This is a genomic window from Variovorax sp. GW823-FHT04B03 (assembly GCF_058796495.1).
In genome coordinates this window covers 289,309-311,553 of record NZ_JBXAIT010000005.1, presented here as the reverse complement: position 1 = coordinate 311,553, position 22,245 = coordinate 289,309, and the positions used below count along the sequence as shown (strand labels likewise).

The 22,245-nt window shown below is 69.4% G+C and carries 19 protein-coding genes; 10 read left to right on the top strand and 9 right to left on the bottom strand.

Annotation, left to right across the window (positions count from 1 at the left end; genetic code table 11):
• Positions 1-330, top strand: a complete 330-nt coding sequence (locus tag AC1RAD_RS22450) for a DUF1840 domain-containing protein (protein WP_070062980.1) — start codon at positions 1-3, stop codon at positions 328-330.
• 125 nt (positions 331-455) lie between these two features.
• Here the strand turns inward: AC1RAD_RS22450 and AC1RAD_RS22445 are convergent, their stop codons facing one another.
• Together AC1RAD_RS22445 and AC1RAD_RS22440 are read right to left on the bottom strand one after the other, a co-directional pair.
• A complete protein-coding gene (locus AC1RAD_RS22445) occupies positions 456-1,490 on the bottom strand; it encodes a Bug family tripartite tricarboxylate transporter substrate binding protein (RefSeq protein WP_139700606.1) in 1,035 nt (344 codons plus the stop codon).
• A 71-nt stretch (positions 1,491-1,561) separates the two neighbouring features.
• Positions 1,562-2,491, bottom strand: coding sequence for a LysR family transcriptional regulator (locus AC1RAD_RS22440; protein ID WP_492737262.1), 930 nt, complete (start codon positions 2,489-2,491; stop codon positions 1,562-1,564).
• Positions 2,492-2,614: 123 nt separating this feature from the next.
• On the opposite strand from AC1RAD_RS22440, the gene AC1RAD_RS22435 reads away from it, so the two are divergent.
• Positions 2,615-3,391, top strand: coding sequence for an SDR family oxidoreductase (locus AC1RAD_RS22435; RefSeq protein ID WP_492737260.1), 777 nt, complete (start codon positions 2,615-2,617; stop codon positions 3,389-3,391).
• Here the strand turns inward: AC1RAD_RS22435 and AC1RAD_RS22430 are convergent.
• From AC1RAD_RS22430 to AC1RAD_RS22420, 3 genes are read right to left on the bottom strand one after another with little or no spacing between them, the layout of a single operon-like run.
• Complete coding sequence (locus tag AC1RAD_RS22430; protein ID WP_492737258.1) at positions 3,379-3,828, bottom strand: MarR family winged helix-turn-helix transcriptional regulator; 450 nt, start codon at positions 3,826-3,828, stop codon at positions 3,379-3,381. The genes AC1RAD_RS22435 and AC1RAD_RS22430 overlap by 13 nt on opposite strands.
• Before the next feature lie 24 nt (positions 3,829-3,852).
• Positions 3,853-4,815 carry an alpha-ketoacid dehydrogenase subunit beta gene (locus AC1RAD_RS22425; protein ID WP_099793780.1) on the bottom strand — a complete coding sequence of 321 codons (963 nt, stop codon included), beginning with the start codon at positions 4,813-4,815 and terminating at the stop codon, positions 3,853-3,855.
• Positions 4,806-5,828 (bottom strand): thiamine pyrophosphate-dependent dehydrogenase E1 component subunit alpha, encoded by a 1,023-nt coding sequence (locus AC1RAD_RS22420; protein ID WP_492686906.1) that lies wholly within the window; start codon positions 5,826-5,828, stop codon positions 4,806-4,808. Before AC1RAD_RS22420 ends, AC1RAD_RS22425 begins: the two co-directional genes overlap by 10 nt.
• A 479-nt stretch (positions 5,829-6,307) precedes the next feature.
• Between AC1RAD_RS22420 and xylF the strand changes: the two genes are divergently transcribed.
• From xylF to AC1RAD_RS22400, 4 genes are all read left to right on the top strand, one after another.
• Positions 6,308-7,330, top strand: coding sequence for a D-xylose ABC transporter substrate-binding protein (gene xylF, locus AC1RAD_RS22415; protein WP_390904083.1), 1,023 nt, complete (start codon positions 6,308-6,310; stop codon positions 7,328-7,330).
• A gap of 146 nt (positions 7,331-7,476) precedes the next feature.
• Positions 7,477-8,667 (top strand): sugar ABC transporter permease, encoded by a 1,191-nt coding sequence (locus tag AC1RAD_RS22410; RefSeq protein WP_070062989.1) that lies wholly within the window; start codon positions 7,477-7,479, stop codon positions 8,665-8,667.
• Between the two features lies 1 nt (position 8,668).
• Positions 8,669-9,472 (top strand): ATP-binding cassette domain-containing protein, encoded by an 804-nt coding sequence (locus tag AC1RAD_RS22405; protein WP_095747145.1) that lies wholly within the window; start codon positions 8,669-8,671, stop codon positions 9,470-9,472.
• 1 nt (position 9,473) lies between these two features.
• Positions 9,474-10,628: an ROK family transcriptional regulator gene (locus AC1RAD_RS22400; RefSeq protein WP_492737256.1), complete on the top strand. Its 1,155-nt coding sequence runs from the start codon at positions 9,474-9,476 to the stop codon at positions 10,626-10,628.
• Between the two features lie 4 nt (positions 10,629-10,632).
• Here the strand turns inward: AC1RAD_RS22400 and AC1RAD_RS22395 are convergent, their stop codons facing one another.
• Positions 10,633-11,886, bottom strand: a complete 1,254-nt coding sequence (locus tag AC1RAD_RS22395; RefSeq protein ID WP_492737254.1) for a helix-turn-helix domain-containing protein — start codon at positions 11,884-11,886, stop codon at positions 10,633-10,635.
• A 143-nt stretch (positions 11,887-12,029) separates the two neighbouring features.
• Here AC1RAD_RS22395 and AC1RAD_RS22390 point away from each other — a divergent pair, with 143 nt between their 5' ends.
• Complete coding sequence (locus tag AC1RAD_RS22390) at positions 12,030-14,162, top strand: PQQ-dependent dehydrogenase, methanol/ethanol family (protein WP_062473911.1); 2,133 nt, start codon at positions 12,030-12,032, stop codon at positions 14,160-14,162.
• A 64-nt stretch (positions 14,163-14,226) separates the two neighbouring features.
• Here the strand turns inward: AC1RAD_RS22390 and AC1RAD_RS22385 are convergent, their stop codons facing one another.
• Positions 14,227-15,210 carry a helix-turn-helix transcriptional regulator gene (locus AC1RAD_RS22385; protein WP_095747138.1) on the bottom strand — a complete coding sequence of 328 codons (984 nt, stop codon included), beginning with the start codon at positions 15,208-15,210 and terminating at the stop codon, positions 14,227-14,229.
• A gap of 181 nt (positions 15,211-15,391) precedes the next feature.
• On the opposite strand from AC1RAD_RS22385, the gene AC1RAD_RS22380 reads away from it, so the two are divergent.
• Positions 15,392-17,515, top strand: coding sequence for a carboxypeptidase regulatory-like domain-containing protein (locus tag AC1RAD_RS22380; protein ID WP_492737252.1), 2,124 nt, complete (start codon positions 15,392-15,394; stop codon positions 17,513-17,515).
• An 80-nt stretch (positions 17,516-17,595) separates the two neighbouring features.
• Here AC1RAD_RS22380 and AC1RAD_RS22375 read toward each other — a convergent pair whose 3' ends face one another.
• Positions 17,596-18,570 (bottom strand): tripartite tricarboxylate transporter substrate-binding protein, encoded by a 975-nt coding sequence (locus AC1RAD_RS22375; protein WP_070062994.1) that lies wholly within the window; start codon positions 18,568-18,570, stop codon positions 17,596-17,598.
• Between the two features lie 204 nt (positions 18,571-18,774).
• Here AC1RAD_RS22375 and AC1RAD_RS22370 point away from each other — a divergent pair, with 204 nt between their 5' ends.
• The gene (locus tag AC1RAD_RS22370) at positions 18,775-19,959 is read left to right on the top strand and encodes a M48 family metalloprotease (protein ID WP_070062995.1); all 1,185 of its coding nucleotides are present in this window, start codon (positions 18,775-18,777) and stop codon (positions 19,957-19,959) included.
• Between the two features lie 20 nt (positions 19,960-19,979).
• Positions 19,980-20,987, top strand: coding sequence for a hypothetical protein (locus AC1RAD_RS22365; RefSeq protein ID WP_492737250.1), 1,008 nt, complete (start codon positions 19,980-19,982; stop codon positions 20,985-20,987).
• On the opposite strand, the gene AC1RAD_RS22360 is transcribed toward AC1RAD_RS22365, so the two are convergent.
• Entirely contained in the window at positions 20,978-22,225 is a 1,248-nt protein-coding gene (locus AC1RAD_RS22360) for a phenylacetate--CoA ligase family protein (RefSeq protein WP_492737248.1), read from the bottom strand. The genes AC1RAD_RS22365 and AC1RAD_RS22360 overlap by 10 nt on opposite strands.
• Between the last annotated feature and the right edge of the window lie 20 nt (positions 22,226-22,245).

Sequence of the window (22,245 nt, the reverse complement as noted above, 5' to 3'; positions counted from 1 at the left end):
ATGCTCTACCGCTTCAAATCCCGGGCCGCCCCAGACTTCGTGATGCTCGAGGTGCATGCGCGCCAGCTGCTCGACATCGTCGGCAAGCCGGCCGCGCCGCAGGGCATCATCACGGTCGAGCAGATCCCCGGCGCCATCGCTGCCCTCGAAGCCGCACTGGCGCTCGAAAGCAGCAAGCCTGCGCCGCACAACCACGACGAACACGTCGTCGAAGGCCACGACGCCGACGCCGAGAAGCAGCATGTCGGCCTGCACCAGCGCGCCGCACCGCTGCTGCACATGCTCAAGGACTCACAGGCCGAGAGCAAGGATGTGACCTGGGGGACCTGAGCCCCGACCTCAGCAAGTCACCCTGTCTTTTCGAGGAACACCGCGGAACCGGCTTTGCCGGGCCGCAGGTGTTGCCCCCTGCAAGGGGGTTGGCGTAGCGACACGAAGTGCGCGAAGACTGGGGGTTAGTCCACCTTTGCGCCGGAGTCTTTCACGACCTTCGCCCACTTCACGTGCTCACTCGCAATGAGCTTCGTGAAGTCCGCCGGCGAATTGCCGCTCGGGATCGCGCCTTGGGCCAGCATCTTTTCCTTGATCGCCGGCGTGCCCAGCGACTTGGCCACTTCCTGCTGGATGCGGTTCACGATCTCCGGCGAGGTGCCGGCCGGCGCCAGCAATCCGAACCATGAGCTCGCCTCGTAGCCCTTGAGCGCGGGGCCGCCGGCTTCTGCCACCGTCGGCACATCGGGCAGCGCGGGCGAGCGCTGCGAACTGGTCACGGCCAGCGCCGTGAGCTTGCCGCCCTTGATCTGCGCCATCGACGAGGGCAGGTTGTCGAACATCACATCGGCATTGCCGCCCACCATGTCCAGCAGCGCCGGGCCCGAGCCCTTGTACGGAATGTGGGCCATGAAAGTGCCCGTCATGCTCTTGAAGAGTTCGCCTGCCAGGTGGATCGAGGTGCCGCTGCCGCTCGATGCCATGTTCAGCTTGCCGGGATTCGCCTTCGCGTACTTGATGAAATCCTGCACGTTGCGGATGTTCAGCGACTTGGCTTTCTCGGCGTTCATCTCCATCACGTTCGGCACGGCGGCCACCAGGGTGATCGGCACGAAGTCCTTGATCGGGTCGAAGGGCAGCTTGGGGTACAGCGCGCGGTTGATGCCGTGCGTGCCCACCGTGCCCATCAGCAGCGTGTAGCCGTCGTTGGGCGAGCGCGCGACGATCTCGGCACCCACGTTGCCGCCGGCGCCCGCGCGGTTGTCCACGATGAACTGCTGGCCGAAGGCCTTCGAGAGCTCGGGCGCCACGGCGCGCGCCAGGATGTCGGTGGTGCCGCCGGCCGCGAAGGGCACGACGATGCGCACCGGCTTGGTCGGCCAGGTGGCCTGCGCGTGTGCGGCGCCGCCCAGCAGCGCGAGGGTGGCCGCCGCCGTGGCGACGAGCGCGAAGCGGCGGGTGGATGAAGTGACGGAAGAAGAACGGGAGATGGAAGTCATGCGCGCCTTTGTACAGGGGGGCGCCGCAAGCGTCGCGAGTAAAAACCCCGGCCTCTTGGGGCCATCGCCGCTCAACCCACCTGCATCCGCTGCGCGAAGCGCGCCTCGCGAAAGCGCGCCAGCACGAAGTCGACGAACACCCGCGTCTTCGGTGGCAGCAGCTTCTTGCTCGGGTAGTAGATCCACACGGCGCCCGAATCCTGGTACCACCCGGGCAGCAGCCGCACCAGCGCGCCGCTGCGCAGGCCGCGCTCCACGAAGGGCATCGGCAGCATCGCCACGCCGAACCCTAGCAGCGCCGCCTGCGCGATCGCCTCGGGGTCGTTGAAGATCGCGCGCGGGCGCGCCGGCAGGTCGACCATGGTTTCCTCGCCGCTCGCATGCCGCAGCGTCCACGGCCGCAGCCGGCCCGTGGGCGAGGAGCGGCGCAGCAGCACGTCGAAGCGCGCCAGCTCGGACGGATGCGCGGGCAGCGCGCGCCCCGCCAGGTAGGCCGGCGCCGCCACCGCGACCACGTGGATGCGCGCCAGCTCCCGCGCCACCACGCCGGGCGACAGCGCGATGCCGCCGCCGATGGCCGCGTCGAAGCCCTCGCCGACCAGGTCGACCTGCTGGTTGTCGAAATGCCAGTCGGGCACGATGCCCGGGTAGCGCGCCAGGAAGTCGCCCATGAACGGCAACACGTGCTCGCGCCCGAACGCCTGGCCCATGCTCACCTTGAGCGTGCCCGAGGGCTGGCCGTCGTCCTGCGCGAGGCCGGCCACCGCGTCCTGCAGCGTGGCCAGCGCGCCGCCGACCTGCGCCAGGAAGCGCTCCCCGGCCTCGGTCAGCGTGAGCCGGCGCGTGCTGCGCTGGAACAGCCGCACGCCCAGCCGCGCCTCGAGCCGCGCCACGTTCTTGCTGACCGCCGCGGGCGTGAGCCCCAGGCGCCGCGCGGCCGCCGAGAAGCTGCCGCCCTCGGCGCTCTGCACGAAGGATTCGAGGTGATTGAGCGGTTCCATGCCGCCATTCTGGCGTTCATCTTCAACTTTGGGTTGAATCTGATCGGGCCGATTGATGGCTACCGCAAAGGGAATGGAATTCCGACACTGAAGGCCTTCCTCCTCCACCCGATCGGAAAAATCATGGCTTCCACCTCTGTCTCTTCTTCATCTTCCTCCCCCGTTCTGGCCGGCAAGGTCGCCTTCGTCACCGGCGGCTCGCGCGGCATCGGCGCCGCCATCGTGCGCCGGCTGGCCCGCGACGGCGCGGCCGTGGCCTTCACCTACGTCAGCGCGCAGGCCGACGCCGACAAGCTCGCCGGCGAGATCCAGGCCGCCGGTGGCCGCGCGCTGGCCATCCGTGCCGACGCCGGCGACGCCGCCGCGCTCACTGCCGCCATTGCCCAGGGCGCACGCGCCTTCGAGCGCCTCGACATCCTGGTGAACAACGCCGGCGTGTACCTCGGCGGCGATCTCGACACCTTCTCGCTCGAAGACTTCGACCGCACTATCGACGTCAACGTGCGCGCCACCTTCGTGGCCGTCCAGGCCGCCGCGCGCCACATGGGCGACGGCACGGGCCGCATCGTCAACATCGGCAGCATCAACGCCGAGCGCGTGCTGGACGCGGGCGCCAGCGTCTACGCGATGAGCAAGGCCGCCATCGTCGGCCTCACGCGCGGCCTGGCGCGCGACCTCGGCGCGCGCGGCATCACGGTGAACAACGTGCAGCCCGGCCCCATCGACACCGCCATGAACCCCGCCACCGGCCCGCGCGCGGCCTCGATGCACGACGTGATGGTGCTGCCGCGCCACGGCCGCGCCGAAGAAATCGCCGGCATGGTCGCTTACCTCGTGGGCCCGGACGGCGGCTTTGTCACCGGCGCCAACCTGAGCGTGGACGGCGGCTACACCGTCTGATCGGCCGCGCCGGGGTCGGGCGCGCGCTCCACCGCGTGGATCAGCGTGTCGAGCGTGTCACTCAGGCGGGCCAGCTCGCTCGCATCGACGCCCGCGAACAGCTCGGCCTCGCGCTGCCGGCCCAGCGCGCCGACGGTGGCGTGCAGCGCCTTGCCGGCGGCCGTGAGGTACAGGCGGCTGCAGCGCTGGTCGGTCGGGTCGCTGCGGCGCTGCACGCGCTGGTGGCGCTTCAGGCCCGCCAGCGCGCGGCTCACGGCCATCTTGTCCAGGCCGGTGAGGTCGGCGACCTGCGTGGCGCTGAGCCCCGGCTGCGCGGCCAGCACGGCCATCGCGCGCCACTCGTTCAGCGTGAGCTGGTGCTCGCGCCCCACGCGCTCATGGAACGGCCGCGCCGTGAGGTTGACGACCCGCACCAGCTTGAAGAAGAGCGGGTCCATGGCCGTTCGTATTTTTCTTGCGTGTCAGCCGGCTAGCTTCTTCGCCGCCGCCACGATCGCGTCCACGCCGACGCGCGACTGCGCCTCCAGCACCGGCGCGTAGCCGACCGGAATGCGCGGCGCGCCCAGCCGCGCGACGCGGCAGCCCGTGGCCTCGGCCGCGCTCGCGGCGATCTCGGCGCCGAAGCCCGCGGCCTGCACCGCCTCGTGCACCACCAGCAGCCGCCCCGTGCGCGCGCACGACGACAGCACCGTCTCGCGGTCCCAGGGCCACAGCGTGCGCAGGTCGATCAAGTCGACCGCGATGCCCTCGGCCGCCAGCGCGTCGCAGGCCGCGGCGCAAGGCTGCATCTGCTTGCTCCAGCTCACGAGCGTGAGCGCATTGCCTTCGCGCACGCGCGCCGCCTGGCCCAGCGGCACGACCAGCGTGTCGTCCACCTCGCCGCGCAGGCCCCACAGCGTCTTGTGCTCGATGTAGACCACCGGGTCGCCGCACTGCAGCGCCGCGCGCAGCAGGCCGTGGTTGTCCTGCGGCGTCGACGGACTCACCACCACCACGCCCGGCAGGTGTGCGAACCAGGCCTCGAGCGACTGCGAATGCTGCGCCGCCGACGCGTCCCAGATGCCGCCTGGCATGCGTGCCACCAGCGGCACGCGGCCCTGGCCGCCGAACATGAAGCGGTTCTTCGCGGCCTGGTTCACCAGCTCGTCCATGCCGCACAGCGCGAAGTCGACCACGCGCATCTCGACCACGGGGCGCAGCCCCGCGAGCGCCATGCCCACGCCGGCGCCCATGATCGCGGCTTCGCTGATCGGCGTGTCGATCACACGCTCGGCGCCGTACTGCTGCTGCAGCCCCTTGTACTGGCCGAAGATGCCGCCGCGGCCCACGTCTTCGCCGAGCACGACCACGCGCGGGTCGGCGTCCATCTCCTGCTGCAGCGCGCGCACGGCGGCTTCGGAATAGCTCAGTGTCGTCACAGCCATTGGCCTGCTCCCGTGGTCTGCACGTCGGTGAAGGCGGCGCTCGCCTCGGGCCAGGGCGCCGCGTCGGCCACGGCCAGGGCCGTGTCCACCTCGTCGCGCGCGGCGTTCTCGATGGCGTCCAGCGTCGCGGCGGCCACGCCGGTGTCCAGCAGGTGGCCGCGGGCGCGCGCGATCGGGTCGGTTTCCAGCGCGGCGGCCAGCTCGGCCGGGTCGCGGTAGGCCGCGAGGTCGACCGACACGTGGCCCTTCACGCGGTAGGTGAGCGCGTGCAGCAGGCGCGGCCCCGCGCCGCTGCGCACCTCGGCCACCAGACGCGCGGCGGCGGCATGCACCGCGAACACGTCGTTGCCGTCGACCTGCGTGGCCGCGATGTCCATCGACGCGGCGCGCGCCGAGGCGCCGTCGCCGGCCGTCATCGGGCCGCTTGCGGTCGTGGCGCTCCAGCGGTTGTCCTCGCAGACGAAGAGCACGGGCAGGTCGTACACGCGGGCCCAGTTCAGCGCTTCGAGGAACGGGCCGCGGTTGATCGCGCCGTCGCCGAAGAAGCAGACCGTGATGTCGTCGCCGTGCTTCAAGAGTTTTTGCGCATGCGCCGCGCCGACCGCGATCGGCAGGCCCGCCGCGACCACGCCGTTGGCGCCCAGCATGCCCACCGAGAAATCCGCGATGTGCATCGAGCCGCCCTTGCCGCCGTTGAAGCCCGTGGCCTTGCCGAACAGCTCGCACATCATCCGCGTGAGGTCCGCGCCCTTGGCCAGCGTGTGGCCGTGGCCGCGGTGCGTGGAGGTGAGGTAGTCGCTCGCGCGCAGGTGGGCGCACACGCCCGCCGGCACCGCTTCCTGCCCGGTCGACAGGTGCAGCGGCCCACGCACCTTGGCGGCGCCGCCCGCCTGCTGGCCATAGGCGCTGACCCCGCCCTGGCTGGCGGTCTCGGCGGCGTTCTCGAAGGCGCGGATGCGCACCATGACGCGGTACAGCGCCTCGCCGGCGCCTGGGGGGTTGCTCGGGTCCATCTTGTCTCCAACGCCCTGGGGATCGGCGCTTTGAGAAAAATCGTATCAACCGAGACGGATTCGACCTACCGGGCTAACCCTTCGACCCCCGCCCGGCCCCTTTTTCGGGCGCGGGCTTCCTGCTCTCTTCTCTATTTATTCTTCTTATTTAAGTTAGTAGTAGTAGATAAGGGTAAACCCGCCCTGTGGACAGGGCACTTTTTCCCTTGCCTGACAACAACTTGTCACACCCCGGACACTGTGTGCTCCTGTGCTTTCGCGGTGCTATCAAAACAGGAACAACTTGGGAGCGGGCGTTCCCGCTGTGGATAACAGGGGGCTTGTCCGGAAACTGTCCCCAGAGTTTTCCATTTGTATCTGGAGCGGCAGCGCCGTCCGGGAATTCCCGGGTGCCCGGAACCCCCCGCCGATGGGATAGTTAGTTCGCCACTCAAACTAACTACCCCGGCACACCGTTCTGAGGAGAGACACCGATGCAACTGACAACGAAACACACCCTGGCCGCCCTGGCGTTCGGTCTCACGGCCGTGGGCGCGATGGCGCAGACCGTGGTCGGCGTGAGCTGGTCCAACTTCCAGGAAGAACGCTGGAAGACCGACGAGGCCGCGATCAAGGCGCAGCTGGAAAAACTCGGCGCGAAGTACATCAGCGCCGACGCGGGCGGCTCGCCCGAGAAGCAGCTGGGCGACATCGAGGGGTTGATGTCCAAGGGCGCGAAGGCGCTCATCGTGCTGGCGATGGACAAGGACGCGATCCTGCCCGCCGTCACGAAGGCTACGCGGCAGAAGGTGCCGGTGGTGGCGTACGACCGGCTGATCGAGGCGCCGGGCGTGTTCTACATCACCTTCGACAACGTCGAGGTCGGGCGCATGGAGGCGCGCGAGGTGCTCAAGGTCAAGCCCAAGGGCAACTACGTGATCATCAAGGGCTCGCCGAGCGACCCCAACGCCGACTTCCTGCGCGCCGGCCAGCAGGAGGTGCTGGACGCCTCCATCAAGAAGGGCGACATCAAGATCGTCGGCGACGAGTACACCGAAGGCTGGAAGCCCGAAGTCGCGCAGAAGAACATGGAGCAGATCCTCACCAAGAACGGCAACAAGGTCGACGCGGTGGTGGCGGCCAACGACGGCACGGCCGGCGGCGCGGTGGCGGCGCTCACGGCCAAGGGACTGCGCGGCATTCCGGTGTCGGGCCAGGACGCCGACTTCGCCGCGCTGAACCGCGTGGCGCTGGGCACGCAGACCGCGACCATCTGGAAGGACTCGCGCGAGCTCGGCCGCGAAGCCGCCACGGCGGCAGTCTCGCTGGCGGCGGGTAAGCCGGTCGACAAGGCCGCGCCCTGGGCCGGCGGCGCCAAGAAGCTCTCGCTGTCCTCGCGCCTGCTGACGCCGGTGCCGATCACGCGCGACAACCTCGACGTGATCGTCAAGGCCGGCTGGATCAAGAAGGACGAGCTGTGCAAGGGCGTCTCGGGCGCGAACGCGCCCGCGGCCTGCAAGTAACGCCGCAACCACCGGCGCGTTCGGCCCCTTTCCGAACGGCTGAACGCGCCCTCCATCTCTTCGCAACATGGCTTCCGGCCGACCCGCAAGGGCCAGCCGGTGGACGGTTGCGCACCTGTAGTCCGTCCTGAGGGGGCTTGAAAAAAATGAGCGATCCAACACCCGGCTGGTGGCGCCGCACCGGCATCGACCTGCGCCTGCTCCTGATGTGCGTGCTGCTGGCCGTGATGGCGGTGGCGTTCAGCGTCATGTCGGGCGGCGTGTTCCTCTCGCCCGAGAACCTCTACAACGTCGCGCAGCAGACGGCGGTGGTCGGCATCGTCTCCACGGTGATGGTGCTGATCATCGTGGCGCGCCACATCGACCTGTCGGTGGGTTCGGTGATGGGCTTCGTCGGCGTGCTCATCGCCTACCTGCAGTACACCTCGGGCTGGTCGTGGCCCACGGCCTGTCTGGCGGGGCTCGCGGTGGCGCTGCTGGTGTCGATCTACCAGGGCTGGCTCACGGCGGTGCTGGGCGTGCCGTCGTTCGTGGTCACGCTGGGCGGGTTGATGTCGTTTCGCGGCGCGGCCTTCCTGGTGGCCGACGGCAAGACGCAGCCGGTGAACGACGAGTTCTTCCAGCGCCTGGGTGGCGGCTACGACGGCGGCATCGGCGTCACGGCCAGCTGGGTGCTCGCGGGGCTGGTGGCGCTGGTGCTGTTCGGGCGCATGGTGCAAAAGCGCCGCGCGCGCCAGCGCTACGACATGCCGACCGAGGCGCTGTGGCTCGACGTGCTGCTCACGGCCGTGCCGGTGGCGGTGGTGGTCGGCTTCGCCTGGGTGATGAACAGCTACCAGATCTCGTCCAAGAGCGAGCCGCAGGGCATCCCGATCCCGGTGCTGATCTGGGCGGCGGTGGCGATCGTGCTGTCGTTCATCGTGCATCGCACGCGCTTCGGCCGCTATGTGTTCGCGATGGGCGGCAACCCCGACGCGGCGGCGCTGGTGGGCATTCCGGTGCAGCGCGTCACGCTGATGCTGTTCGCGCTGCTGGCGGTGCTGGTGACGGTGGCCGCCATCGTGTCGATCGCGCGGCTCAACGCGGGCACCAACTCGCTGGGCACGGGCATGGAGCTGTACGTGATCGCGGCGGCCGTCATCGGCGGCACGGCGCTGGCGGGCGGCAGCGGCTCGATCTTCGGCTCGGTGCTGGGCGCGCTGATCATGCAGTCGCTGGACAGCGGCATGCTGCTGCTCGACGTGCCCATCGGCAAGCGCATGGTGATCATCGGCCAGGTGCTGATCGTGGCCGTCGTCTTCGACGTGCTCTATCGCCGCAAGTTCGGGGAGAACTGACATGGCCGACATCGACAAGACGAAACCGCTCGTCGAGCTGCGCGAGATCCGCAAGGCCTTCGGCGGCGTGAAGGCCGTGGACGGCGTGAGCATCAACCTCTACCCCGGCGAAGTGGTCGCGCTACTGGGCCACAACGGCGCCGGCAAGTCCACGCTGATGAAGATGCTCGCGGGCGCCTACCCGATCGATTCGGGCGACACGCTCATCGCGGGCGAGAAGGTCCACATCCGCACGCCTGCCGAAGCGCAGGCCCAGGGCATCGAGACCATCTACCAGACGCTCGCGCTGGCCGACAACCTCGACTCGGTGGCCAACCTTTTTCTGGGCCGCGAGAAGATGACGGCGTGGAACACGCTGGACGACCACTTCATGGAAGTGCAGGCGCGCAAGGTGTTCCAGCGCCTGAACAAGAACTTCACCAACATCCGCATCCCGGTGCGGCGCCTGTCGGGCGGGCAGCGGCAGGTGGTGGCGATCTCGCGCGCGCTGTACTTCAACGCGCGCATCCTCATCATGGACGAGCCCTGCGCCGCGCTCGGCCCCGAAGAGACGGCGATGGTCGGGCGCCTGGTCAAGCAGCTGAAGGACGACGGCGTCGGCATCTTCCTCATCACGCACGACATGCCCGATGTGTTCTCGCTGAGCGACCGGCTCGCGGTGATGAAGAACGGCAAGCTCGTGGGCACCTACCGCACGGCCGACGTGACCGAGGACGAAGTGCTCGGGATGATCATTGCCGGCAAGCGGCCCGAGGGGCGGGAACAGGCGCACCACGCAGCAACCGCGGCCACTGCAGCGGCATGACATGAAGACCATCGGCGACCAGCAGCTGCTCAAGCGCCTGAACCGCAGCGTGCTGCTGCGGTTGCTGCGCGCGCAGCCGGGCTTGTCGCGTGCGCGCCTCGCGAGCGAAAGCGGACTCACCAAGTCGACCGTCAGCCTGCTGGTGCGCGAGCTGCTCGACGAGGGCTGGCTCAGCGAATCGGGCGCCGCCGTGGCCGACGGGCTCGGGCGGCCGTCCACGCCGCTGCGCATCAACGTCGGCGTGCGCGCGCTGATGGGCGTGGAGATCGCCGTCGAAACGCTGCGCCTGGTGTGTGTCTCGCTGCAGGGCGAGGTGCTGCACGCGCAGGCCGAGCCGCTGGACGACGGCGCGCCGGCCCGCGTGTGTGCACAGCTCGCGCGCATGGCGGCGGCGGCGCACGCGCAGCTCGACCAGCGCGGCCTGCGCCTGTCGAGCATCGGCGTGTGCGTGCCCGGCGCGGTGGACGACTGCACGGGCGTGGTCCGCTTCGCGCCCAACCTCGGCTGGCGCAACGTGAGCCTGCTGCCCGCGCTCGAAAAGGCGCTGGCCGCAGCGGGCCTGCCGGGCGTCACCGTGCAGCTGCAGAACGACGCCGATGCCGCCGCGCTCGGCGAGTACGAGTTCGCCGCGGGCGAGGGCGAAGACCCGTTGATCTTCGTCAACAGCGACGTCGGCGTGGGCGCGGGCGTGGTGCTGAACGACCGCCTCTTCACCGGCGCGCAAGGCATGGCCGGCGAGATCGGTCACACCATCCTGCAGCTGGACGGGCCGCTGTGCTCGTGCGGCCGGCGCGGCTGCGCCGAGGCCTTCTTCGGTTCGCGCGTGCTGGCGCGCGAGGGCGCGGACATGGCGCGCGCCGCTGCGTTCTTCGGCGTGCTGCTGCAGAACCTGTGGGTCACCTTCAACCCGCGCGCGATCGTGCTCGGGGGCAAGGTCTGCGCCGAGCATCCGGAGTTCGCGCAGGCGGCGTTCGAAGGCGTGAAGGGCCATGCGGAACGTGCCGGCATGCCCGCGCCGGAACTGCGCACGGCGCGCTACGAAGCGCTTGCGCCCGCGGTGGGGGCGGCGGCGTTGGCGCTGCACGATTACCTGCGGCCGCTGCAGCCCGATGCGAAGGCGCGCCGCGCGCGTGCACTGGCGCGCGCCGGCGCCTGAACCGTCAGTCCGCTACCGCGCTGCTGTCGTCGTCGCGCCAGCCACGCAGCCGCCGGTACAGCGTGCCGCGCGACACGCGCAGCTGTCGCGCCGCCTGCGACACGTTGCCGCCGTGCGCCGCGAGCGTGTCCTCGATCAGCTTGCGACTGTGCTCGCGCAGGGTTTCGGTGGGTGGTGTCTCGCTGGCGGGTGCAAGCGCCACGGGCTGCTGCGCCTGCACGTCGATCGCCACGGGCGCCTCGGCCTGTGCGCTCGCCATGTCGGGCATCGCCACCGCATGCCGGAAGTCCGCGCCGTCCGCGCCCTTGAGCTGCGCCTGCATCCACACGCCGAGCCCGCTGGCCAGGCGCAGCGGCTGTGCGGCCTCGCGCCGGCCCAGCCGCAGCAGGCTCGCGAGGTCGTGGCCCAGCAGGCATTCCACGTCGCGGTCGTCGGGGGCCTCGGGCAGCCGCCCCAGCAGCCGTGCGCCGGCGTTGTTGAGCCACGCGATGGTGCCGTCGGGTGCGATGCCCGCGAGCGCCTCGAGCGGCGTGCCCAGCAGCGTGGGGCTGGCCTGGAAGCGCAGGATCAGGTGGTCGCGCGACTGCGCCTGCAGCAGCCGGTTTTCGATGATGGTGGCGTGCAGCGCCACCATCGAGGCCGCGTCGAAGCCGAAGCGCCGCGCCTCCACCGTGAGGTCGAGCACGCCCGCGAGCCGGCCGCTCACGTCGCGGATCGGCGCCGCGGCGCATTGCATGTGGCACAGCACGTCGTAGTAGTGCTCGGCGCCGTCGACAGTGCAGGCCTGCCCGGTGCTGGCCACGATGCCCGGCGCCGTGGTACCCACGACGCGCTCGGAAATGTTCACGCCCAGGCGCGCGGTCTGGCGCAGCACGGGCTGGTGCGTGCCGGCGGGCTGGCTCGTGACATGCACCACCACGCCGTCGCGGTCGGTGAGGATCACGCGGCAGTCGGTGCCCGCGAGCATGTGCTCCATCTGCACGAGCTCGTGCCGCGCCACGTCCAGCAGCTCGCGGTTGCGCGCGAGCGTGGTGTGCAGCCGGCTGGGCGTGACGGCGTCGAAGGCCACCACGCGCTGCCGGTCGGCGTGGGTGCGGCTGCAGCGCATCCACGACTGGATGACCGCCTCGCCGACCAGCCCCGAGGGGCGCACGCCTTCTTCGAAAAACTGCTGCCGCGCCAGCGCCACGCGCTGCGCCGGCGTGCTGGCAAAGAGTTGGCGCGGCGCATCCGCCGTGCCGAGCCTGTCGAGCGCCATGGGTTCGCCGCCTCTTCCGGGTTCAGGGACCCTCTCGAATGTGTTCCGCAATGGAACAAGGCTTGATTGGGGAAATCCCGGGGGTGAAGGCCGATGCCGTGCGAACGATCCTTGGGGCAGAACGAAGAAGGAGACAGACCCCGATGAAGACGACAACGACACAGCCTCTTTCCGGGCGGCGCCTGCTTGCGGGCGCCTTGCTGTGCCTGGGCCTTGCGGCCCCGGCGCTGGCCCAGACGGCCGCCAGCCCGCAGGACCGCGCCGGCGCGGCCGCCAAGCGCGTCGACGGCAACTTCGTGCGCGCCAACGCGGCGAAGAAGACGCCCGACTGGCCCAGCTACGGGCTCGACTACGCCGAGTCGCGCTTCAGCAAACTCGACCAGGTCAACACCGGCAACGTGAAGCAGCTCGGGCTGGTCTGGTCGTATAACCTCGAATCGACGCGCGGCGTGGAGGCCACGCCGCTGGTGGTCGACGGCATCATGTACGTCACGGCCTCGTGGAGCATCGTGCATGCGATCGACACGCGCACCGGGCAGAAGATCTGGACCTTCGATCCGCAGGTCGACCGCACGAAAGGCTTCAGGGGCTGCTGCGACGTGGTCAACCGCGGCGTGGCGCTGTACGAGGGCCGCGTCTACGTGGCCGCCTATGACGGCCGGCTGATCGCGCTCGACGCCGCCACCGGCCAGAAGGTGTGGGAGAAGAACACCATCGAGGGCCAGAAGGGCAGCTACACCATCACCGGTGCGCCGCGCGTGTTCAAGGGCAAGGTGATCATCGGCAACGGCGGTGCCGAGTACGGCGTGCGCGGCTACGTCACCGCCTACGACGCGAAGACCGGCGACCAGAAGTGGCGCTGGTTCGTGGTGCCCGGCGACCCGAGCAAGCCCTTCGAGGACGAGTCGATGGCGCGCGCCGCCAAGACCTGGGACCCGAGCGGCAAGTACTGGGAAGCCGGCGGCGGCGGCACCGCCTGGGACAGCTTCGCCTTCGACCCCGAACTCAACCTGATGTACGTGGGCACCGGCAACGGCTCGCCCTGGGCGGCCAAGGCGCGCAGCCCCAAGGGCGGCGACAACCTGTACCTGGGCTCGGTGGTCGCGCTCGACCCCGACACCGGCAAGTACAAGTGGCACTACCAGGAGACGCCCGGCGACAACTGGGACTACACCTCCACGCAGTCGATGATCCTGGCCGACGTCAAGCTGAACGGCAAGGCGCGCAAGGTGCTGCTGCACGCGCCGAAGAACGGCTTCTTCTTCGTCATCGACCGCACCAACGGCAAGTTCATCTCGGCGAAGAACTTCGTCGCGGTCAACTGGGCCACGGGCTACGACAAGAACGGCCGGCCCATCGAGGTCCCCGCCGCGCGGCAGAACGAGAAGCCGGGCGACAGCATCCCGGGCCCGTTCGGCGCGCACAACTGGCACCCGATGTCCTACAACCCGCAGACCGGCCTGGCCTACCTGCCCGCCCAGCACGTGCCGATCAACCTGATGGACGACAAGGCCTGGAAGTTCGACGAGAACGCGCCTGGGCGCCCGCATGCGGCGCTGGGCTGGAACCTGGGCAAGTTCGCCAACGTCGAGCCGCCCACGAGCAAGCCCTTCGGCCGCCTCGTGGCCTGGGACCCCATCAAGCAGAAGGAAGCCTGGGGCGTGGACTACGCCTCGCCGTGGAACGGCGGCACGCTGACCACCGCCGGCGACCTGGTGTTCCAGGGCACGGCCGACGGGCGCCTGGTGGCCTACCACGCCAAGACCGGCGAGAAGCTCTGGGAAACGCCCACCGGCACCGGCGTGGTGGCGGCGCCCGCGACCTACATGGTGGACGGCAAGCAGTACGTGTCGGTGGCCGTGGGCTGGGGCGGCGTGTACGGCCTGGCGCAGCGCGCCACCGAGCGCCAGGGCCCGGGCACGGTCTACACCTTCGCGGTCGGCGGCACGGCCAAGATGCCCGCGTTCGTCGAGTACCGCATGGCCAAGCTGGTGCAGGGCGTGAAGTACGACCCCGCCAAGGTCCAGGCCGGCACCATGCTGTACGTGAGCAACTGCGTGTTCTGCCACGGCGTGCCGGGCGTGGACCGCGGCGGCAACATCCCGAACCTGGGCTACCTCGACCCGGCCTACATCGAGAACCTCGACAAGTTCGTGCTCAAGGGCCCGGCCATGTCGCGCGGCATGCCCGACTTCACGGGCAAGCTCTCGGGCGACGACATCGAGAGCATCAAGGCCTTCATCCAGGGCACGGCGGACGCGATCCGGCCGAAGTAGAGGTATCGCGGACTCAAACAGAAAAGGCGCCATCGGCGCCTTTTCTTTTGGGACAGGGCGCTCGTCAGCCCGCCAGCCGCAGCTCGTGGATCAGCCCCGCCACGTTGCCCACCTGCAGCTTGTCGTAGATCGACTGGATGTGGTTGCGCACCGTGGCCGGCGAGCGGTTCAGGATGGCGGCCACTTCCTTGTGGGTGTCGCCGCGCGCCAGCAGCTCGGCGATGGTGTGCTCGCGCGGCGTGAGGCTGTCGGCGCGGCAGCGATGGCGGCACTTGAGGAACAGAAGGCGCTGCTCGACGCGGTGCGTGACCACGATCTCGCGCCCGTTGAAGCGCGCGTGGCCCTGCAGGAAGTGCTGCAGCAGCGCATCGGGCAGCGTGCGGCCGTGCCAGGCCGGCCACTCGGCCTTCAGCATCGCCTCGAACAGCCGGTCGGCGTGGTACAGCACGCCGCGCAGGTCGCCGATGGCCGAGCCGCCGGGCGACGCGCTGCCCGCTTCGAGGCGGTCCAGGTGCATCACGCGGTTCAGCGCCAGCGCCTGCATCACGTGCGGCGCGAGGCTGGCGAGCAGTTGCCGCTCTTCCTCCGTGCCGTGGGCTTCCGGGTCGGCGCGGAACAGGCTGAGCCAGTGGACGAAGCTCGTCTGCGGGTTCGAATCCGAGGTGATGAAGAAGTTGGCCTGCTCGAAGCGGCGGCCGTAGTCGCGCAGCGCGGCCTGGTCGTCGCGGCAGAACCACGCCTGCGCATTGAAGGCGAGCGTGGCGTTCGACTGCTTGGCCACCTCGCCGGCGGCCGTGTCCATGTGCTTGACCTGCTCGTAGGCCGTGACCATCTCGAGCGGCTGGTTGTGCAGGTGGATCGTGTGGATGTCAATGCCGTGGTCGGTGCGGGTGGCGGTGCCCCACATCGACGAGTCGAAGGGCAGCACGGGCTTGAGGAGGTCGAGCGCGGCGTCCTGGAAGGCGTCGATGGGCAGCTCGTGCGAGAGGCGGTACAGCCGCAACAGGAGGTCGCTGAAGTCGCGCGGGACACCGGCCGTGAAGGTCATGCGGGGAGTCTTCCAGCCCCGGCGCCGCATGCCCATCCCATGTTCCGGTGACGCGCGCGGGGCTCGGCCGCGCGGTTTCAAGAATGGTGCATTTGCATCATTTGATTTCCAAAAGCGAAAGCTATTGTTTGCAGCGCCCTCGGTTGCTGCCCAGGCCCTTTCCCTTTTCGAGAGACCCACGATGCCCCACCCCACCTCCAGAATCCCCCACGCCCTGTCCCTTGCCACCCTGTTGATCCTCGGCGCCTGCGGCGGCGGTGGGGGTGGCGGAGGCGGCGGTGGCTTTGCATTCCCCGTCGGCACGGGCAACGGCGGCACGCCGCCCGCCGCCGAGTCGCCCGGCACGCTGAGCGGCACCGTGGCCACCGGCGCGGCCTTTGCCGGCGCCGCGCTCACCGTGTTCGACCAGACCGGCGCCAAGGTCTGCGAAGTGACCGTGCCGGCCGAAGGCACCTACAGCTGCGTGCTGCCCGCGGGCACCAAGGCGCCGCTGGTGATCCAGGCCGTGCGCGACGACCTCACGCTCTACAGCACCACCGCCAGCACCGCCACCGGCACCACCAACGTCACGCCGCTGACCACCGTGGTGGTGGCGCAGCTGTCGCCCAACGGCGATCCGTCGAAGCTGGCCGCCGCGGTGCAGGCCGATGCCGGCGCCGTCACGCCGGGCGCCATCAGCGACCAGGTGGCGAAGCTCGTGGCCGCGCTCAAGCCGCTGCTGGACGCGCTCAACACCAGCATCGACCCGATGAGCGGCACCTTCCAGGCCAACGGCACGGGCCAGGACCGCGTGCTCGACACGCTGAACGTGTCGGTGCGCCCCGACGGCACGGCCGCCAACATCGAGATCACCGTCAAGGCGCAGCCCGCGAGCGAAGAGAGCGCGCCGGTGTCCATCGTGTTTCGCACCGGCGAGAGCAGCATCGCGCCGCTGCCCGCGGTCGATGCCGCGGCCCTCGTGCAGCCGCCCACGCCGGCGATGGTCAAGGACCTGCTGGACCGCCTCAACGCCTGCTACGCGCTGCCGCTGAACGAGCGCGTGGACAGCACCATCGGCTCCGACGGCAACGCCTTCGGCGAGGCCGCCAACGTGGTCGCGCCGGCCTGCCGCACGCTGTTCGTGGGCGACGACCCGGCCAGCTTCGTCGCGGCCGGCCTGCACATCGGCCGCGCGTCGAGCGGCCCGCGGCGGCCCTTCGAAAGCCTGTTCCGTTTCGGCCCGACGAACCTGAAGCACGACCGCGGCAACTTCGAATACTTCCACCCGGGCGGCGACATCGCGCTCACCTACCGCTGGACCGACAGCGTGGGCAACACCGACAACGACGTGTTCAACGCCAAGATCGTGAATGGCGCGCTCAAGCTCACCGGCAACAGCAACGCCTACCGCGCCGCCGTGCGTCCGCAGCAGGAGCTGAAGGACTTCCTCAAGCACGCGAACCTGAAGTACCACGCCGCGGGCTACAACGTGTCGGTGGACAACGTGCTCGACGGCAACGGCGACTCGATCTTCACGAAGGTGGTGGCCACCTCGTCGGCGCTGCCGGGCCGCGAGCTGGTCCTCGTGCCCCGGGCCGGGCTGACCACCCTGGTGCTCACCACCGACGGGACCGCCAACGGCGCGCTGAACTCCTCGCTGTGGCGCATGGCCGCACGCTATGTGGACCCGGCGCAAGGCGGCAACCCGAGCAGCGTCGAGTCCGGCAATCTCTTCGCAGCGCCGCAGTTCGACGACGCGCAGCTGAGCGCCATTCCCGACCAGGCGGTCTGGAAGCTCGAGTTCTTCCTGGCGGCCGGTGGGACCAACCCGGTGCAGTACGTGCGCACCTTCTCGCGCGCGCCGACCCTTGCCGAGGCCGTGCAACTGCCGACCGTGGAAATGACGCCGGCCCTGCGCGCCGAGCTGATGCAGGAAATCGACGGTGTCCCGCGCGGCATCGTGTTCGGCGCCCCGGTGCCGTCCGACCCCAGTGCCAACAACATCGACTTCAGCGCCGAGGGCAACCAGGACGGCTGGGCCGTGCCCAGCGGCGCCTACGCCCCGACCACCTTCCTGGTGGCCGGCCGTGGGCCCAACAACAACCGCTTCACCGACTCGATCACCGTGCGCACCTCGGCGCGCAAGGCCGTCATCTACTGCCAGCCGGTGAACTCGCCGAGCGACAACCACTGCGTGAGCGTCGGCAACAACGCCTACCAATACGCGCAGGGCTCGTCGGTCAGCAGCTTCATCTTCACGGCACGCACCGCGCGCCAGGTCGATGTGCGCAAGAACTTCGAGGCGTGGACCTACTCGCCTCCCTGATTCTTTTCCTGCTGTCACCGCATGAAAAAAGCCGCCGGCCCTTTCGGGTCGGCGGCTTTTTCTATGGGAGATCGAAAGGATCAGTCCGCGTACACGCCAGCGGCCTTGATGATCGGGCCCCACTTGGCGATTTCAGCCGAGACGAACTTCTTGTGCTCGGCCGGCTCGACGCGCTTGTCGGTGGTGATCACGGCGCCCAGGCCTTCCTGGCGCTTGATGAAGGCCGGGTCCTTCATGGCGGCCTTGATGGCCTCGTTGACCTTCTTCAGCACCGGTGCGGGCGTGCCCTTGGGGGCGTACACGCCGTGCCAGATCGACACTTCGAAGCCCTTCAGGCCCGACTCGTCGAGCGTGGGCAGGTCTTTCAGCGCGGGCGTGCTCAGGCGCTTGCTGGTGGTCACGGCGTAGGCCTTGACCTTCTTGGCCTCGATCTGCGACGTGGTGTTGGTGGTCTGGTCGCACAGCAGGTCGATCTGGCCGCCCAGCAGGTCGGCGATGGCCGGCGCGGTGCCCTTGTACGGCACGGGCGTCATCTCGATCTTCAGCGCGCTCTGGAACAGCAGGCCGCACAGGTGCGAGGCGGCGCCCAGGCCGGCGTTGCCCAGGTTGATCTTGCCCTTGTTGGCATTGATCCAGGTCGTCAGTTCCTTGTAGTTGTTGGCGGGCAGGCCGGGCTTGCCGATGAGCGTCATCGGCACTTCATTGACCATGCCGAGGTATTCGAAGTCGTTCTCGACGTTGAACGGCAGCTTGCGGTACAGCGCCGGCATCGTCGACATGCCGATGTGGTTCAGCAGCAGCGTGTAGCCGTCGGGGTTGGCGCGCGCCACCTTGGCGGTGCCGATCGAGCTGCCGGCGCCGGCGGTGTTGTCCACGATGATCGTCGTGCCCAGCGTCTTCTGCAGCGATTCGGCCAGGTCGCGGGCCACGCGGTCGGTCGGGCCGCCGGCAGAGAAAGGCACCACCAGCGTCACGGGCTTGCCTGCGGGGAAATCCTGGGCGTGTGCGCCGACGGCGGCCGCGGCAATCGCCGCGAGGGCAAACAGTTTCTTCATGATGTCTCCGACGGAGTTTTTAAATGGAAAGGGTCGCGATCTTATCGGCTGACCGGGGGCTGACCCATACCGAATAGCCCTTAGGAATGTCACCGTTTTCGCCCCATGCTGGGGCATGATCACGCCCGTCCCGCGCACCCGCGCCGGGGTGACCACAACCACAAACAGGCCAGCCCGACGGGCGGCATCGAGGAGAAGAAACCAATGGATCCCTGGGTCTATCCGCGCGAGCGTTGGCTCGGCAAACTCACGCTCGTTCTGGGCCTGCTGGCCTGGACGCTGATCGTCGTCGGCACGCTGGGCATTGCGCTGCTGTACGTGCTGCTGGGCTTCATCGGCTACGTGTTCGCGCAGTCGGCGGTCATCGCCTGGATCAAGGGCACGGGCGTGAAGCTGTCGCCCCAGCAGCTGCCCGAGCTGCACGCGCGCTTCGTCGACTGCTGCACCCGCCTGGGCATCGCGCAGCCGCCCGAGGCCTACCTGCTGCACGGCGACGGCATGTTCAACGCCTTCGCCACGCGCTTCTTCGGCCGCAACTTCGTGGTGCTGCTGTCCGACGTGGTCGACGCCATGGAGGCGCAGCCCGACGGCATCCACTTCTACATGGGCCACGAGCTGGGCCACATCCGCCGCGGCCACCTCACGGGCCACATCTGGCGCGCGCCCGTGCTCTGGCTGCCGCTCCTGGGCGCGGCCTATGCGCGCGCCAAGGAATACACCTGCGACCTGCACGGTGCCGCCTGCTGCCGCGAGGTCGACTCCGCGCCGCGCGCGCTGGTGGCGCTGGCCGCCGGCGCGCAGCAGTGGCGCAACGTGAACCTGCAGCGCTACGCCGCCCAGTCGGCCGGCAACCGCGGCTTCTGGGGCTCGTTCCACGAACTCATCGGCGGCTACCCCTGGCTCACCAAGCGCGTCGCCCGCGCCATCGACCCGGGCGCCAAGCTGCCCGAGCGCAACCCGGTGGCCTACCTGCTCGCGCTCTTCGTGCCGTATGCCGGCCGGGCCGGCGGCGGCGCGGCGGGTGTGCTGATCGTGGTGGCTGTCATCGGCGTCATGGCGGCTGCAGCCATCCCCGCCTACCAGGAGTACCAGACCCGCGCCGTCGTCGCGCAGGCCTGGTCCGAGGGCGCGCCGGTGCGCAACGCGCTCACGCGCCACTATGAAGAAAAGGCCGAGATCCCCGACACCCTGGCCGCCGTCGGCCTGCCGGAGAACCTGCCCAACGGCGCGACCCTCACGCTCGACCCGGACAGCATGGTGGTGGAAGTGGCCACGACCAAGGGCACGCTGCGCATGGAGCCGTCGTCGACCGACCGGGGCATTGCGTGGCATTGCAGCGCGGGGGAGGGGTTGAAGGACAAGGCGTTGCCGGCGAGCTGTAAGAAGTAAGTGGCCGTCCGTTGGCTTCGATGACGTCTTCCGCTTCACTCGCGAATGCGTGGCGCTTGCCGCGCGACTTCGCGCTCATCACCCTGGCCGTCGAAGTCGCGTTGGTGTTGTTCCACTTCGGCAAGCAGCTGTGGCCCGGCATGCCGGACAGCCAGCAGATGCTTGCCAGCTATGCCCAGCCGGACGTGTGGGTTCCCATGATGGCCAACCTCTCGATGGCCTGGGTGCTGGCGGCGGCGCTGGCCTGGAGCCATGCCCGCCAGGCACTGGAGGTGCACGGCGCCGCGAGCGTGGCGCAACTGCCCGGCCCGCACCTGCGTTATGCCGCGGTTTATCTCATCGCGCTGCTGCTGAACCACTACGCGCTGGGCCCGCTTCTCTACAAACTGCAGCAGATGCTCTTCTCGGGGAGCTGGCTTCAGGCGGTCTTCGGTGGCTTCGCGGTGACTTCGACGGCGGTCGTGTACGAAGCGGTGCAGCTGGTCGTGCTTGTGTTGAGCGTGTGGCTTGCGGCCTGGGTGGCACTGCGAGCACCGGCTGCGGCGCCGTCCGGCGACCGCGAGGTGGCAGATGCGGTGCAGGCGGGTGTGTCGCCACGCCGCGCGGTGGCAACGCTGGTCGCTGTCGTGTTCGCGTCGCTGCAGGCGCGCTGCATGATGGCCGCCAACATCGGGACGGCGATCGTCGATCCGTCGAACGGCGTCGCGCTCCTGCTGTTCTGGGGCGGTCCGCCCCTGGTGATTTTCGCGCTGTCGTACTGGGGCGGATGGCTCGGCACCGCGTCCGGCCTGACGCAGGTCCGGCCCTTCCGGGCCGTGGCGGCGTCGGTGCTGGCCTTGGTGGGGGTGTTTGCGAGCTGCGTCGTCGTCTTCGTCGTGGGGCTGCCACTGATGGTGACGTCGTCATCCGGCTTTTCCGGCGCCGTCGGCTTGATCATGCTGCTGGCCGCGCTCGTGCCGCTCTACCCCTTGCTGACCGTGCTCCTCACGCGCTTCATTACGCGCCGCCTGTACCGCCCCTACTTGTAGCTGCGCGCGTCCTCGATCACCTTGCCGTCGTTCGGCAGGGTGCCCGGCGCCACCAGCTCGATGGTGCCGCGCAGCTTGGTCACTTCGCGCACCGCGTCGGCGATGCGCGCGTCGAGCCCGGCCGGGGCGCCGGCGCATTCGAGCTTGAAGGTCATCTGGTCGTCGCCCATCTCGCCGGACACTACGAGCCGCGCGCGCACGATCTCGGGAAAGCGCCGCACGACCTCGGCGACCTGCGAGGGGTGCACGAACATGCCGCGCACCTTGGTGGTCTGGTCGGCGCGGCCGAGCCAGCCCTTGATGCGCTTGTTGGTGCGGCCCGTGGGGCAGGTGCCCGCGAGCACGGCCGAGAGGTCGCCGGTGCCGAAGCGCACCAGCGGGTAGTCGGGGTTGAAGGTGGTGACGACGATCTCGCCCACCTCGCCGTCGGGCACCGGGTCGCCGGTGCCGGGGCGCACGATCTCGACCAGCACGCCTTCGTCGATCACCAGGCCCTGGCGCGCGCTGGTTTCATACGCGATGAGGCCCAGGTCGGCGGTCGCGTAGCACTGGATGCCCTGCACGCCGTGTGCGGCGATCCAGTCGTGCAGGCTGGGCGGAAAGGCCTCGCCGGACACGAGCGCCTTGGTGAACCACGGCAGCTTCTGGCCTTTTTCTTCGGCCTTCTCCAGCAGGATCTTCAGGAAGCTCGGCGTGCCCGCGTAGCCGTCGGGCTTGAGGTCGACGATGGCTTCGAGCTGCTGCTCGGTCTGGCCCGTGCCGCCCGCGAAGATGGTGCAGCCCATGGCATGCGCGCCGCTTTCCATGATCGAGCCGGCCGGCGTCATGTGGTAGCTGAAGCTGTTGTGGATCAGCTCGCCGCTGCGAAAGCCCGCCGCATGCAGCGCCCGTGCGGTGCGCCAGTAGTCGCGTGCCTCGCCCTCGGGTTCGTAGATGGTGCCGGGGCTCGCGAAGATGCGCGGCATGCGCGGCCCGCGCACGATCGACGCAAAACCGCCGAAGGGGTCGTCGGCGCGGCGTGCCTTCTGCAGCTCGAGCAGTTCCGACTTGCGGGTGACAGGCAGCTTCGCGAGCGCTTCGCGCGAGGTGACGTCGGCGGGCTTCACGCCGTCGAGGATCTTCGTGAAGGCGGACGTTGCAGTCTGTGCCTGGGTGATCTGCCGGGGCAGTGCGGCCAGCAGGTCACGTTCGCGTTCGGCGGGGTCGCGGATCTCGAGCTTGTCGTAGTGGTCGGTCATGTCCGTACCCTTCATCTTTC